At 60.8% G+C, this 13,296-nt stretch carries 15 protein-coding genes; 6 read left to right on the plus strand and 9 right to left on the minus strand.

Annotated features, from left to right (window positions below; translation table 11 throughout):
• Positions 1-27: 27 nt before the first annotated feature.
• On the minus strand, positions 28-279 hold the full coding sequence (locus ACIPUD_RS11865) for a hypothetical protein (RefSeq protein ID WP_377787450.1): 252 nt from the start codon (positions 277-279) through the stop codon (positions 28-30).
• 49 nt (positions 280-328) lie between these two features.
• Here ACIPUD_RS11865 and ACIPUD_RS11870 point away from each other — a divergent pair, with 49 nt between their 5' ends.
• Entirely contained in the window at positions 329-586 is a 258-nt protein-coding gene (locus ACIPUD_RS11870; RefSeq protein WP_018457607.1) for a type II toxin-antitoxin system Phd/YefM family antitoxin, read from the plus strand.
• On the plus strand, positions 583-966 hold the full coding sequence (locus ACIPUD_RS11875) for a type II toxin-antitoxin system VapC family toxin (RefSeq protein WP_085351261.1): 384 nt from the start codon (positions 583-585) through the stop codon (positions 964-966). The genes ACIPUD_RS11870 and ACIPUD_RS11875 overlap by 4 nt, the downstream gene beginning before the upstream one ends.
• Before the next feature lie 54 nt (positions 967-1,020).
• Here the strand turns inward: ACIPUD_RS11875 and ACIPUD_RS11880 are convergent, their stop codons facing one another.
• From ACIPUD_RS11880 to ACIPUD_RS11895, 4 genes are read right to left on the minus strand one after another with little or no spacing between them, the layout of a single operon-like run.
• On the minus strand, positions 1,021-1,191 hold the full coding sequence (locus tag ACIPUD_RS11880; RefSeq protein ID WP_166520788.1) for a hypothetical protein: 171 nt from the start codon (positions 1,189-1,191) through the stop codon (positions 1,021-1,023).
• A gap of 36 nt (positions 1,192-1,227) precedes the next feature.
• Positions 1,228-1,431, minus strand: coding sequence for a hypothetical protein (locus ACIPUD_RS11885; RefSeq protein ID WP_007611681.1), 204 nt, complete (start codon positions 1,429-1,431; stop codon positions 1,228-1,230).
• A gap of 22 nt (positions 1,432-1,453) precedes the next feature.
• Complete coding sequence (locus ACIPUD_RS11890; RefSeq protein ID WP_446480701.1) at positions 1,454-2,788, minus strand: PQQ-dependent sugar dehydrogenase; 1,335 nt, start codon at positions 2,786-2,788, stop codon at positions 1,454-1,456.
• Entirely contained in the window at positions 2,785-3,237 is a 453-nt protein-coding gene (locus tag ACIPUD_RS11895; protein WP_377787594.1) for a DUF2231 domain-containing protein, read from the minus strand. Before ACIPUD_RS11895 ends, ACIPUD_RS11890 begins: the two co-directional genes overlap by 4 nt.
• Positions 3,238-3,428: 191 nt before the next feature.
• Between ACIPUD_RS11895 and ACIPUD_RS11900 the strand changes: the two genes are divergently transcribed.
• Positions 3,429-4,292 (plus strand): formate/nitrite transporter family protein, encoded by an 864-nt coding sequence (locus ACIPUD_RS11900; protein ID WP_018457612.1) that lies wholly within the window; start codon positions 3,429-3,431, stop codon positions 4,290-4,292.
• 95 nt (positions 4,293-4,387) lie between these two features.
• Positions 4,388-4,594 carry a hypothetical protein gene (locus ACIPUD_RS11905; protein WP_446480702.1) on the plus strand — a complete coding sequence of 69 codons (207 nt, stop codon included), beginning with the start codon at positions 4,388-4,390 and terminating at the stop codon, positions 4,592-4,594.
• A gap of 301 nt (positions 4,595-4,895) precedes the next feature.
• On the opposite strand, the gene ACIPUD_RS11910 is transcribed toward ACIPUD_RS11905, so the two are convergent.
• Together ACIPUD_RS11910 and ACIPUD_RS11915 are read right to left on the minus strand one after the other, a co-directional pair.
• Complete coding sequence (locus ACIPUD_RS11910; protein ID WP_018457614.1) at positions 4,896-5,855, minus strand: OmpA family protein; 960 nt, start codon at positions 5,853-5,855, stop codon at positions 4,896-4,898.
• A 705-nt stretch (positions 5,856-6,560) separates the two neighbouring features.
• Positions 6,561-7,121, minus strand: coding sequence for a hypothetical protein (locus ACIPUD_RS11915; RefSeq protein WP_446480703.1), 561 nt, complete (start codon positions 7,119-7,121; stop codon positions 6,561-6,563).
• A 796-nt stretch (positions 7,122-7,917) separates the two neighbouring features.
• Here ACIPUD_RS11915 and ACIPUD_RS11920 point away from each other — a divergent pair.
• Both ACIPUD_RS11920 and ACIPUD_RS11925 read left to right on the plus strand, forming a co-directional pair.
• The gene (locus ACIPUD_RS11920; RefSeq protein WP_446480746.1) at positions 7,918-9,666 is read left to right on the plus strand and encodes a caspase family protein; all 1,749 of its coding nucleotides are present in this window, start codon (positions 7,918-7,920) and stop codon (positions 9,664-9,666) included.
• 154 nt (positions 9,667-9,820) lie between these two features.
• Positions 9,821-10,807 carry a hypothetical protein gene (locus ACIPUD_RS11925; RefSeq protein ID WP_377787469.1) on the plus strand — a complete coding sequence of 329 codons (987 nt, stop codon included), beginning with the start codon at positions 9,821-9,823 and terminating at the stop codon, positions 10,805-10,807.
• An 18-nt stretch (positions 10,808-10,825) separates the two neighbouring features.
• Here ACIPUD_RS11925 and ACIPUD_RS11930 read toward each other — a convergent pair whose 3' ends face one another.
• Both ACIPUD_RS11930 and ACIPUD_RS11935 read right to left on the minus strand, forming a co-directional pair.
• Positions 10,826-11,368, minus strand: a complete 543-nt coding sequence (locus tag ACIPUD_RS11930) for a DUF4384 domain-containing protein (protein WP_240543158.1) — start codon at positions 11,366-11,368, stop codon at positions 10,826-10,828.
• A 123-nt stretch (positions 11,369-11,491) separates the two neighbouring features.
• On the minus strand, positions 11,492-13,291 hold the full coding sequence (locus ACIPUD_RS11935; RefSeq protein ID WP_446480704.1) for a caspase family protein: 1,800 nt from the start codon (positions 13,289-13,291) through the stop codon (positions 11,492-11,494).
• Positions 13,292-13,296 lie beyond the last annotated feature (5 nt).

Raw genomic sequence — 13,296 nt, forward strand, 5'->3', positions numbered from 1 at the left:
TGCTGACGTCCCGTTGACGGGCTTCGCTCAAAATTGGGCAGCACTCTCCGGCCGCTCTGCGGAGTTTCGCGAGCGCTTGTCATTGCCGATGGGTGTCTGCTTGGTGGCGACGATAAGCTTTCGCCGGGCTAACACAATTACCCAGTTATTCGACAAACCTAACATGATGTTACTTGGCGAGCCTGGGCGCGGAGGTCCGGCGAACACCGCCGGCAGGCTCATGCCGAGATCAACCGCGAGATCGCGTCCGGCGATGGCGGGGTGGGAGGTGGTTGACATTGGACCATCGCATGGTCCATTTTATGAAAATTGAGGAAGGAGCAATGAGATGCGGGTCTCCGTTACCGACGCAAAAGGACAATTGACCGATCTTGTCCGCCGCGCAGAGGCCGGCGACGAGGTGATCCTGACGCGGCATGGGCATCCCGCGGTGCGGCTCGTCCCGGTCAAGCTTTCGCCGGACCGCGCCACCCGCCGGACCGCGCTTGAGGCGGCGCGAAGGACCGGCGGGGCCAAAGCTATTCCCGGACCGAGCGCCGCGCGCAGTCAGGACTTTCTTTTCGGCGATGACGGACTGCCGGAATGATCGCAGTCGATACCTCCGCACTGATGGCGATCGTGCTCGACGAACCGCAAGCCGATGCTTGCATCACCGCGCTGGACACCGCCGACGAAATCCTGATCTCGGCGGCCTCCGTTGCAGAAAGCCTGATCGTCGCGGCACGGCGGGGCGTCGACGAAGAGATGAACAAGCTGATTAACGATCTCGGTTTGAACGTGATCTCGGTGACCCAAGCTTCGGCCGAACGCGTGGCGCAAATCTACTCGCGTTGGGGCAAAGGCATTCGTCCTGCCGGTCTCAACTTTGGTGACTGCTTCGCCTACGATGTCGCCAAGGAGCATGGCTGCGCACTTCTTTATGTCGGCGACGACTTTGCCAAGACGGATATCGTTGCGGCGGCGTAAGTCGACGGCCGGGCGCCGACTTACCGGCCGAACAGAAAAGCCGCGGGGCAGCCGTCAGGCCGTGTGACCGGGATCGACGTGCTTCGGCGTTTTCTTGTCGCGTTGGGGTGTCATCTTGGCCGGATCCGGCGCACCCGGCACGCCGCGCGGCCCGAGCTGGTCTCGCTGAATGTCGTCTTCAGAGCGGGAGGGTTCAATGCCGTTCGGTTCACGGGGCTTGGTCATCGCAGCCTCCTGAAGTGTTCTGCTCGGAGTGTCCCATCAAATTCCCAGCGCGTTCTCGCCGGCTTCGCGGCCGGGCACGCTGACATGGACTTCGTGTCCCTCGCGAAGCGCCAGCGAGGCGGCAGCCACCGCCGATTCGAACGCGGCTTCCTTGGTGGAGTATCTGTTCTTGACGTCGCCGTCGTGCAGCACGCCCCATTCGTCCTGCACCGGCACGATCGTGTATTGAGCAAGGCCCATGGTGTAACTCCTCGAGATCTATCTATCGCTGCGTGAGCTGCGGGTGCGCCGCCGTCACGCGCCACACCGTGTTGCCGCTGTCATCGGCGACCAGCAGCGCGCCGGTCTTGTCGATGGCGACGCCGACGGGCCGCCCGCGCGCCTGGTTGTCGCTGTTGAGGAAGCCGGTGACGACGTCCTGCGGCGGACCGCTCGGCCTGCCATCCGTGAACGGCACGAACACCACCTTGTAGCCGTTCAAGACCTGCCTGTTCCAACTGCCGTGCTCGCCGACGAAGGCGCCGCCGCGATAGGCCGCCGGCAAACTCGCGCTCGTGTTGAAGGCCATGCCGAGCGGCGCGACATGCGAGCTCAGCGCATAGTCAGGCACGATCGCCTTGGCGACGAGATCAGGACGCTCCGGCTTGACGCGAGGATCGATGTGCTGGCCGTAATAGCTGTAGGGCCAGCCATAGAAGCCGCCGTCCTTCACCGACGTCATGTAGTCCGGCACGAGATCGGGACCGAGTTCGTCGCGCTCGTTCACCACCGTCCACAGCGTCCCGGTCTGCGGCTCGAAGCTGAGGCCGTTGGGATTGCGCAAGCCGCTCGCGAAGATGCGCCAGCGGCCGCTGGCACGGTCGATCTCGAGGATCGCGGCGCGATTGTGCTCGGCCTCCATGCCGTTCTCGGTGATATTGCTGTTGGAGCCGACGCCGGCATAGAGCTTTGAACCGTCGGGGCTCGCGACCAGGCTCTTGGTCCAGTGATGATCGATCGGTCCGCCCGGCAGCGGCGTCAGCACCGTGCCCGGCGCGGTGATCTTCGTATCGCCTTCGGTGTAGGGATATCTGACGATCGCATCGGTGTTGGCGACATAGAGATCGTTGCCGACCAGCGCGACACCGAACGGCGAGTTGAGATGGTCGAGGAAGACGCTCTGCACGTCCGGCACGCCGTCGCCGTTGCTGTCGCGCAGCAGCGTGATGCGGTTGCTCGCGCCGGTGTCGCCGCCTGATGTCGCCCAGGACTCGATGTATCCCATCACGATTTCCTTGGGCCGCTTGATCGGAGCGCCCTTCGGCGCCTTGGATTCCACCACCAGCACGTCGCCGTTGGGCAGCACGTAGAGAAATCGGGGGTGCTGCAAGCCGGTCGCGAAGGCCTTGGCCTGCAAGCCCTGCGCGACGGCCGGGGTCTCGTCCTTTTTCCAGCCGACGATACGGGCGATGTGCATCGGCGGCAGCAGGTATTGCTGGATGTCGGGCAGCGTCGGGTTGGCGCCGGTTTGCGCCTTCGGATCGCCACTGCCGTCATTGCAGCCGGCGAGACACAGCAGCGAGGCGCACAACAGCACCCGAGCGATTGCGGAGTTCATCGCGCAACTCCTACGCCGTGGCGATACACCATGGCCCAGCCGAGCCAGCCGGTGACCGGCAGGATCAATACGGTGATGGCTGAAAGAATGAGCCCGGTCGGCCACACCGAGGTCCAGGCATCGCGCGTGTGGATCAACGCATTGACGATCGCCAGGACCAACGCCAGCGCGTTGCCGATCAGATGCGGCCAAGCCGGCGGTTGCGCCCGCACCAGGCGGTTGCCGAGAAAATCGGTCAGGCCGGCGATCGCCGCCAGTACGCCAAAGATGACGCCGACGACCAGAAGCCAGGCGGAAAAATCCGCCCACATGATCTCGGCACTGACGACATAGGCGATGTCGGTCAGCAGCGCTCCGATGAAACAAGCGATCGGTATCGGCACCAGCATCGGATGAATCGGATGGCCCGCGATCTGCGCGGTCGAGCGCACACGCAAATTGTCTTGCACAGTTGGCCTCTCGTCAGATCGCCACCCGCCCCGGTAGAAAACACCCGCTTTCCACGAAGGTTCCTGATCGTCGGTCACGCGCCGCTGTGCCTCAACAACGCTGCGGCGTGCGAGCACTTACCAGGAACCCCTTGCCGCTTCGAGCCTTGATCCCGGCATTGAGATGAACCTGCCCTTCAGGAGACCGCGGAGTGGACCAGCCTGGCGACGGCGCCTCCTTCAATCCAGCCTCAAAGCTCGACGGCGTCTCGCGGCGGCAGACGAAACAGATCGAATCCCAGAGCCGGCCTAGCGCAGCGCTGATCCACGAGACGATCCGCGCCGAGGGTGAGCAGGAACTGGAGCGGCGATGGTGGGCCATCGTGCTGTCCGGCCTCGCCGCCGGCCTTTCGATGGGATTGTCCCTGATTGTCCAGGGCGAGTTTCACGCGCTGATTTCCGACGAGGCCACCCGACGGCTGGTGGCTCCGCTCGGCTACACGGTCGGTTTCCTGGTCGTGGTGCTGGGACGGCAGCAGCTCTTCACCGAGAACACCCTGACGCCGATGCTGCCGCTGTTGCACAACAGGGATCTCGGCACGCTTGGGAGCGTGATCAAGCTTTGGGGCCTGGTCCTCGCCTCCAACATCGCAGGAACCTGGGCCGTTGGATCCGTGCTCGCGCACACCAGCATCTTCGAACCCCGCATCGTGGGCGCCTTCGTCGATCTCAGCCGCCACACCATCGAGGGTACGTTCGCGACGACCCTTGTCCGGGCGATCTTTGCCGGCTGGCTGATCGCCTTGATGGCGTGGCTACTGCCTGCCGTGAAGGGATCGCGCCCGCACCTCGTCGTCGTGATGACCTATGTGGTCGCGCTCGGCCAGTTCGCGCACATCATCGCGGGCTCGGTCGAGTGCGCCTTCCTGGTGCAGAGCGGCCTGGCGTCGCTCTCGCAATATGCCTCGGACTTCTTCGTACCGACACTGCTGGGCAATATTCTGGGCGGAACGACCCTCGTGGCCCTGCTGAACTACGGACAGGTCGCCCCCGAAATCGACGACCACAGGGAGTAAAGAGCCTGCACAAAAGCTGCCGCCTCGACAGGAACGATGGGCCCGAGCCGAGCTTGCCTCGGCAAATCAACGCGCGCCGACGAGCAGGATCAATCATGAGCACCGATACCAAGAGCCCATTCGACAAGGACCCGGCCGAAGGATCACGCGACATCATCGATCGTGAATTGCAGCGTGCCGAAGATACCGCCAACGACAAGGTCGATCATCTCCCCGGCGTGAAGGTCAGCGGGCAGCCCCGGGGCGGCGCAGTCGATCGTGCCCGGAAGCAGCGCGAGGAGAAGGACGGCAAACAGGAATAGAGCCGCTCTGCCGACCCGAAACGCACCCGGTTATCGCAAGGCCGCCCGCTCCAAGCTCCAGCCGTCACCGGGACCGACTTGACGGTCAAAGTCGGTCAATCAAGATGCATCAATTGTCGGGATGGAGCGGGTGAAGGGAATCGAACCCTCGTATTCAGCTTGGAAGTCTCGAAATACTGTAGTGTCTTCAAAGGTTATTCTGACATTTTGGGCGTTTTTTGACCCATTGAGATCACTACGGCGGGTCAACCCGGAGCTCCCCTCGCCGACGCCGGCTAAAGGTTATGATGAGCCGATTCACTCAAGGCCCGCCAAACGGCTTCGGTCGCTCTAGCGGGACGAAAGCGCTCAAATGGGCTGGGTAGGTCGACGCGCCGCCGCCGATGGTCGTGCCCGTGCTGATGCTCAAGTAGACGTCCTTCACTCCTCTGGGCGTTTCCAGCAAGATCCAGTTCTTGCTTAAGTCCCCTATCCCGATAGTCGTAAAGCGCATTGACTTGCCGAACTGCGAACAGGAGATGGGCTTTTCGGTCGTAAACGAATTCCAGGGGCCATGCAGAGTACCCGATCTGCCGCCGGTCTTCGGAAGGGTCAAGCCGAAGCCTAGGCCGACCGCCGCATAGACGTAGGTGCACTTCAAATTGTTTTCCGTGTCCCATATGGAGAACAACGCGCTGGCAAACGCAATCCCGGCTCCGGCCCTGCCCTTCACGATGCGCTTGATGGCCGCTCTCGCTGCAAACGAGATCGAACCGTCGACCTCAAGCAGCATGGCTATCTTGAAATTTCGACTGACCTTTGGCTTCGGCGGAACGGGTCGCGGCAAGTCTGGCTTTATGATCGGTTCGAAATAGACCTTAGGCAGAACCCAAAGGACCACTGATCTATCGTTGTCTTCGTCCAGCCTGTGATTTGCCGTCTGCGTATTGCCGATGGCGTGCGTCTGCATTTGCTCCGGGCGGATGCCCATCTCTGACAGAGACCGCGCGACCGTAATGACGCGGTTGGCTGATGTCGTCATATTCCAATCAGCCGTACCGATCCGGCTCGCGGATCCCGTCATCCAGATCTGACCAGCGTCGTGCTCCACCAGGGGAACCACCTTGTTCTTCAGAAATTCGAAGTGCTCTGTCTTCAAGCCCCGAAACTGGTAGCCGGCAAAGTCATCGAAATCGAAATTCCAAAGCCGCGCGTGCAAAACCCCCACTCCCGAAAAATCCAGATCGACGTCAACCTTGCCCGGACCGGTTTTGTGGAACATTCTCTTCGACCTGCAATCGACAAATAGGAACTCGTCGGTGATCGTCCGGACGGCCGCAGGACCACCTTGTTTTAGTGCAGGCAGGAAAAGAGAAGTTCAAATCGACAGCTGCAACGAAGGTTGTGATCTTGCTCCCATTTCGATCTGGCACCGAAGGAGTATGCCCTTGTGCAATACGCGACATCACTGTCGCGATCGGAGCAGCTACGATATAAGAGAGTCGCGATAGGACCGGCCCTGGAATTCGTACAGCACGACGACTTTGCGCGATCGCCCTAGACTTGGAGGGCCGCTACCCAACCACGTTAAATCGGCAGTGCATCTGGATAGTACGTTTGCCGGCTTGTTCTGCGTCTGCCTGATCGCCCATCAAAAATAGAGCGAAACGGTAAGCGTCGTCTAGCGCAGCTGCAATATCCCGGAAGCACTTGATATGGTGGTTGGTGATCTCATCGTTGGGGTCATTTGCATATTAATTGCGGATGGCTTTTCCCAAAGCGGGAGAAGGGGTTATAAGCGTGATCGCAATCATGGCCTCTTGCGCCCAACGCTTGGATTGGAGCGACGAGGATCTCGCGAATAGGAATCTGGCGTCGTATCGTCGACCTGCTCCCTCTTTAAGGCTGTCGCCGCCAAAGCCCGTTTCCCGAAGGCGCGCGATGTGCAGAACGACGGAGGTGACAAATTCTGCGGTCGGCCACGGACTTATCCGCCAAATCGCTTGACAAGCTTTGAACCCCTCGCTGCATCAATCTGCTGGCCCGTCAGGTCAGAACCGACGCTCAATCCTATCGTCATGAGGTTCTTGACACGCTGCGCCGCCTGCTTCTCATTGGAATAGTCGATCTCGATGTGATCGAGGCTCATTAGATGGCCAAGTTCGTGAGCCCAGGCGCGTCCATTGGCGTGGTCATTGCCATACCATTGGACGAAGCTTGCCGGCTCCGGTTGGCTATTGGGGTATGAACTTCCACCGGCGGCCAGATTTTCAATCGAATTGACGAGGTAGATGTGGACGGCATTGTCCGGATCGTGCCGAGAGGCAAGAACACCCAGCAATCGCTGGTCATTGCTGCGCGCGCTCTTTGCCATGTCGAGCGGCTTCTCCATCAAGCAATCGCTGATCACGAACGCGATCTTGGCCTTTGACCAGATCGTATTGACCACGTCGAGCGCCTTCTTGGCTGTCTCGCTGCTCCATTGCCCGGGCTCAACGCTCCCCCTCTCGGCAAATGGCGTGATGTAAATCCTCAACGGAATGGGCATCAACTCCTCCAAAGTTCGGAATTGCGATTGTATCTCCGTACGCCATCCTTCGAAATAGAGCGGCTTATATTCAGGGCTTTCTGATTAAGTCGGCTGGCGACTTGCGCACTGACGACCTTCCGGTAGCGGCCACCGACGCGATCGACTGGTAGACCATGGCCAGCCTTCGCGACTCGGAGACTGGTTCCCTCATTGTGAAGGAGCAGTTTCCGGGGCGAGCGCTCCGGCAGGAACCTGAAGATCGAGCACCGGGAACATGGAAAGACGAACTGACGGGCTCCTGACCTCCGCGCAAGCTGTAGATTGACCCGCAAGCCGGCGTCCTGGACTTCACGTCCGCTCGATCTGCCGACCGCGGCATCTTCGTTTGAACTAAGCCAGAGGCTCCGCTGCACTGCCGCGAACACGCCTTAAGTGCAATAGTCCTATAATTTCAAAAACTTAATTCGCCAGTGCGAGACATCGATACTGGCGGGTGCCCATCATCCCCATGAAACGGCATACAGCGCCGGCCCGCGATTTCTTCCGTGCCGTTTGAACGCGAGCGCAGTGCCAGACAACACATAGGAATGGATCGGGCTCGAAACTGGTACTGTACGGAGATAGGCCAGCCGCCAGTGGCGTGTGAATTCAGTAATCATGCCTTACGCGGCCATCTTCGCGACGTTATCATTCGATGAGCATAGGTTGGGTGTTCGCCATGAGGTTATACAGGCACCTTCGAGTTTTGCTTCTTCTTGCCGCTTCGCTGTTACTGGCAGCCCAGCCAGCCTGGGCGACAAAGCGCGTGGCTTTGGTGGTTGGCAATGCCAACTATCAGAATGCCCCTCTGCTCCCAAACCCGGCCAACGACGCTGCCGCCATCACTGAAACCTTGAAGGGCGCAGGTTTCGATGTGGTTGACTCAAGGCTCAACCTCGCCGCGACCGATATGCGGCGGGCCCTGAGAGAATTCGCCGATCAGGCGCGCAATGCGGACATAGCCTTGGTGTACTATGCTGGCCACGGCATCGAGATCGACGGGACAAACTATCTGATCCCGACCGACGCCAGACTCGAACGTGACACTGATATTTATGACGAAGCATTCTCACTCGACCGCGTCCTGCTGGCAATCGAGCCTGCGAGACAGTTGCGCGTGGTGATCGTCGACGCGTGCCGCAACAATCCGTTTGCCGATTCGATGAAGCGTACGGTTGCCTCTCGATCAATCAGCCGCGGGCTGGCCAGGGTCGAACCCGCCGTCTCCAACACGCTGATCGCGTTTGCCGCGAAAGCCGGACTAACCGCACTCGATGGCAACAGCAAGAATAGTCCGTATGCGACGGCTCTCGTAAAGTACATCGCAAAGCCGGGGCTCGACTTGCGTAGGGCCTTCGGCTTCGTCCGCGATGATGTCTTGCAAGCCACCGGCAACCGACAGGAGCCCTATGTCTACGGCTCGCTGGGCGGCGAAGACGTTGCACTTGTTCCCGCTGCCAAGGCTGATGAGCCGGTGCAAGCAGCCAACCCCCAGGCGGAAATTCGTCGTGATTACGAATTGGCCTTGCAACTACGCAACAAGCCCGCTCTGGACGCGTTCCTGAACCAGCATCCGGACGGATACTACGCAAATCTTGCCAAGCTGCAGCTTAATCAGCTCGATGCTGAGGACGCACGCGTCGCGGCAACAGCGAAGGCGCAGCAGGCGGAACAGCAGAAAACTCGGCTGATGTCGCAGGGCGCCCAGCGTGCCGACCAAGAGAAGGCGGCCGCGGATCTGAAGGCTGCGGAAGACGCCCGAATTGCCGCCGAGAAGGCGAAGCAGGCCGCGCAGGAGCAGGCCACCGAGGCAGAACGGAAACGAATTGCGTCCGAATCTACAATCGTTGCGGCTCTCTCCGGGAATAAGCCGGCTGTTGGGAGTGCCTTCGCGGACAATCCTACAGTCGCTGCGCTGGCTGACGACAATACGCCGCCAAAGCTTGCCGCACTCAGCGCCGAGCCGCGCCAGACCGATATCGCAAAAGCCGATATCACCAAATCCGTACAAAGCGAATTGAACCGCGTCGGCTGCTTCACCGGTAGCGTAGATGGCCGATGGAATGCGGCCTCCCAGCGCTCCTTGGCTCTCTTCAACCAGCACGCCGGAACCAAATTTGACGCCAAGCTCGCAAGTCTCGACGCGCTTGACGCAATCAAGCTCAAGCCGTCCCGGGTCTGTCCCCTGATCTGTGATCATGGCTACAAGGCTGACGGCGACCACTGCAGCAGAATCTCCTGTGCAAGGGGTTCGTTCCTCAACGACGACAATGAATGCGAGAAACAGCGCGCCAGGCCCGCCAATGCCGCCAAGAGCAATGACAGTCAGCGGCAGGATCGGCCATTGCGTCAGCGGGCGCAGGCGAGCGCAGGCGGCTACGGCGCTGCGGTGGGCCATGCGACGGTCAGTCCTCAGATCATATGCAACGCCAGCAGCTGCCGTCCGGTCCAGCGCGGCTGCCATCTCGAATATCGCGGCGGTGGCGGGCCAGGCAACGAGGCCAATGTCGAGGTATGCCACTAGCCTCACCGCTACTACACGACTGCGCGCTGGCACGGCGCCGAGTTGCCACGGTGCGAGGCCCGGTGTATTTGGGATCGCAAGCATGACGAGTGGCCGAGCTAACGTCAGGTCGACCAAGTGCCAAGCCTGATGTGGCCGAATCGGAGCGACCTGCGTGGTTGCGTGTGAGCTTGAGCAAAAGGACGTCAACGCCTTTCCTGGGGTGACGCTCTTCACGAAGCGGCAGGCGCCCGGCATGAAACCAACGGCGGTTTATCTTCCGCCAAAGCACCCAACAGCCGCCACCAAATTCGATGTCGTGATCTGGCTTCACGGCTTCTACGTCAAAAACCATGAATTCCTTTTCCACAACGATCCAGCGCGGCTGCGCGAACAGGTCCGGGATTCCGGCAAGGACGTGGTGCTCATCGCGCCGTTCCTGGGCTACGAATACGCTGTGGGCAACACCTTTGCCGGAAACTACAGCGTGTCCGACCTTGCCACCGCGAACTGGGGTGAACGCTATCTCGAGGAGATCCTTGGAGCTCTGGCCAGGTTCCTGGGTATCTCCTCGACATCCATTCCTCAGCTCCAGATCGGCAAGCTCATCATCGCATGCCACTCCGGCGGTGGTAACGGCATGCGCAATCTCGTCGGGAGCCTCGGAAAGTATCAGGGGAAGCTGACGGCTTGTTGGGGATTTGATTGCCTTTACGGTGCCAATGCGCGGCCCGACGATGCGACCTTTTGGTACCAGTGGCTATCTGGCCAGAGCGGCCACGCCCTCGAGATCGTGTATGGTCCGTCAACTCTCCCGCAATCGGTGAAGCTGGACCTGATCGGGCGCGGGCTGGCGACGGCCGATGGCAATCAAACCCAGCCTCAGCGCCCTGCCCTCAAGAATCTCAACGTAAGCTTGGGTCATTACGACCTGTTCCCGGCATTTGGACAGATGGTCAGGGTCAACGATCTTGACGCGGCTTTCGTGGATCGCTTCATGATACCGCAGGTCGCGGACCAACCGCGGCATAAGCCTGCGCCGCTGGACGGGGAATTCCTCCAGCACGCGATTTCCAACATTCGCAGTGCTTTTCCCTTTCCAAAGGACATTCATTACATGATCGCCCGCGGTGGCTTCTTCAGCCGACTGAGCAAGCTATAGCCCCAAGCCTCACAGGACTCACTTGATGGAATAGGATTTGACGTCGAACGACCAATTGTTCGTCACAAGCTTTCCGCTGCTGTTGTCCGGCACGCGCAGCTCACTGGTCCAGGCCGATAGATAGCTCAACGCGTCCGCCTGACCTTCCAGCTTGCGAGGCATGTCCGGCAAATCGAGCAATTGCACGCGCAGCTCGCTCAGGATGGCGATCATCACTGCGGACCCCGTCGGCGGTGCGACGACATATTCAAAACCACGCTGCCGCGCCGCCGGAGCAGGGACGACAAATTCGACACCCGGCTTGACGAGATTAATGTCGCGTTCGTTCGACTGCGCCAATAGCTCGGGGGTCGGAAAGATCTGGGACATCCGCCCTTCCGAGTCGACGTCAACCAGAATGAGATATCCAGGCCTCCTGGCGGTGACGCCGAACGAGACCTTGGCGCCGACGTTGACGGTCTGACTCGGCAGGATCTGAAGGGACACACTCGCGGTATTGGTCTGCCTGCGCACCGCTTGTGCGGGCCAAAGCCAAGGTACGTACGTCGTGCCGATATGCAACGCCCCCGTCGGCAACGGTGCTGCGGACGCAGGTCCGCTGCCCGCCTGTAGCAGCAGGAATGCGAACCATGCTCGCTTGCGGCGGATCGACTGCGATGACGGCATGGCGTGCTCCCCTAAGAGTCAGGGAGCACTGAAGAAGCCGATCGAGGCGATTCGCGCGTCCGCGGGCAAGTAACGCTCGAGACTCTTGATCACCTGCCCCGAGGCGCGACGCCGGTTGAACTGCACTAGGGCTGTCTCAAGCTCGACCATGCGTTGCTGCGAAGTCACCGCAACGATCTGTTCCGCACCGAACGGCTCGCCGACCCTGAGCGGTAGGCGCAAACTCGCCGATCTGGCCAACGCCGCATCAGCACCCACCGGATACAACAATTGGATGGTGCCATCGCCGGACACATTGAACAGCAGCACCGCCCTTGATGCCACATCAGACAAGTCAACTTCGATGGTCTGGCCAGCACGTTGTTGGCGATCGTCTGGCCAAATACGCATCACCTGCGGCGACCGTGTCGCAATGCGCTTGAGTTCACGAATTGCCGCAGTCCTATCAATCACCGTCGGCAGGCTGGCAACGTCCATCCCGTAGGCGACCACATCACCCCAAGCGATCACGTCGTGCGACACAGGATCCCAGATCAGGTCGGGATTGTCCGTCGGTTGAACAGCCTGCACGGAAACATCTTTTGGCTTCACGCTTACAAAATAGCTAGTCTTGCCGTCCAGCGCCGCCAGCCGGATTGGTGCAACGAGGCGTAGAGGCCCCGGCGCGCCGGCGATCGGAAGTTCCTTGGCCGCCCCCGCAAGGGTCGGAATGGTTGGAGCCTTGGCCGTGACAGCCGACGGTGCGGGCGCCTGTCCATCGACGGGCACCCCGGCTCCGGCCTGACCCGAGGCCGCTCTCGCGGCCGGCCCCTGAATCAGCACGACACCGCGCGTCAATCCGAAGGCGACGTCGGTATCCGGCGTCTGAGCTGGCGATGATACAGTCACGATATTCTGGCGCTGGTCCGAGAGCTGATAGACCACCTGCCGAACGTTGCTGAAAAGCTCCTTAAGCGTCACCTTCCCATCGTGATTGATGTCCGCGCTACCTTCCACCGCACGCGCGACCGCATAGCTGAGAGCCCCGCGTAGGCCATCGATGCCAGGGATGCGGACTTCCGGCGCTTTGGTGTAGCGGTCCACCGCGGCCAGAAACGCCGTGTGGTCAAGGTCAAGTTCAGACTTCGGATCGTTGCTGTCCGAGACCGGCTTCAGTTCGTCGACCAGCAACGTGTAGCGCGGGACCTGCCGGAAGCTCATCTCAGCGGCACGCGGATCGATATCGCGCACCATACCGCCACCGTGGCAGGTATCAGCCACGAAAATCACCCTCGCTCCGCGCAGCTCGAACTGCCGTATGAAATGGTTGAACTCGCTGCCCAGAACCCGCTCAACGGACCCGGTTGGCGTGGCTTCAAAGCCTGGCAGCAGGAACACGTTCTCCATCCCGTCCGGCTCCGCGCCCTTGACGCGCTCCGGCTCCTGGGTGCCATGGCCGGCGATCGACAGAAAGATGAGGTCGTTGTTCTTGGTCCGCTCCACCAGTGCACTGATCTCGCGCAGGACGCCTGCCCTGTCGGCCTGCGCGTTAGTCAGTTCGACGACGTCGCCAACCCCCATGGATTTAAGGCTGGTCACGATGTCCGTAGCGTCAGCGACCGCACCCTTCAATTTGCGCACGTGCTGGTAGTCGTCGATCCCGATCACGAGCGCACGCACCGCCGCCCCATCTGGATTGCTGAGCGACAAATCTCCTGCCGCATGCGCCCGCGGGATTGTCAGTCCGATCAACGCGGCGAGCCCGATGGTGGCGCACAGCCGCCCGATCCCGCAATCAAGTCCTCTGGGCATCCGCATCGTGATCCACCTCGACATCATGCCTA

This window comes from Bradyrhizobium sp. CAR08 (assembly GCF_052871955.1).

Bases quoted from the DNA above. Each gene is read 5' to 3' on its own strand.
- ACIPUD_RS11865 (WP_377787450.1), bottom strand. From the start codon at position 279: ATGTCAACCACCTCCCACCCCGCCATCGCCGGACGCGATCTCGCGGTT.
- ACIPUD_RS11870 (WP_018457607.1), top strand. From the start codon at position 329: ATGCGGGTCTCCGTTACCGACGCAAAAGGACAATTGACCGATCTTGTC.
- ACIPUD_RS11875 (WP_085351261.1), top strand. From the start codon at position 583: ATGATCGCAGTCGATACCTCCGCACTGATGGCGATCGTGCTCGACGAA.
- ACIPUD_RS11880 (WP_166520788.1), bottom strand. From the start codon at position 1,191: ATGACCAAGCCCCGTGAACCGAACGGCATTGAACCCTCCCGCTCTGAA.
- ACIPUD_RS11885 (WP_007611681.1), bottom strand. From the start codon at position 1,431: ATGGGCCTTGCTCAATACACGATCGTGCCGGTGCAGGACGAATGGGGC.
- ACIPUD_RS11890 (WP_446480701.1), bottom strand. From the start codon at position 2,788: ATGAACTCCGCAATCGCTCGGGTGCTGTTGTGCGCCTCGCTGCTGTGT.
- ACIPUD_RS11905 (WP_446480702.1), top strand. From the start codon at position 4,388: ATGAGCACCGATACCAAGAGCCCATTCGACAAGGACCCGGCCGAAGGA.
- ACIPUD_RS11910 (WP_018457614.1), bottom strand. From the start codon at position 5,855: ATGTTCCACAAAACCGGTCCGGGCAAGGTTGACGTCGATCTGGATTTT.
- ACIPUD_RS11915 (WP_446480703.1), bottom strand. From the start codon at position 7,121: ATGCCCATTCCGTTGAGGATTTACATCACGCCATTTGCCGAGAGGGGG.
- ACIPUD_RS11935 (WP_446480704.1), bottom strand. From the start codon at position 13,291: ATGATGTCGAGGTGGATCACGATGCGGATGCCCAGAGGACTTGATTGC.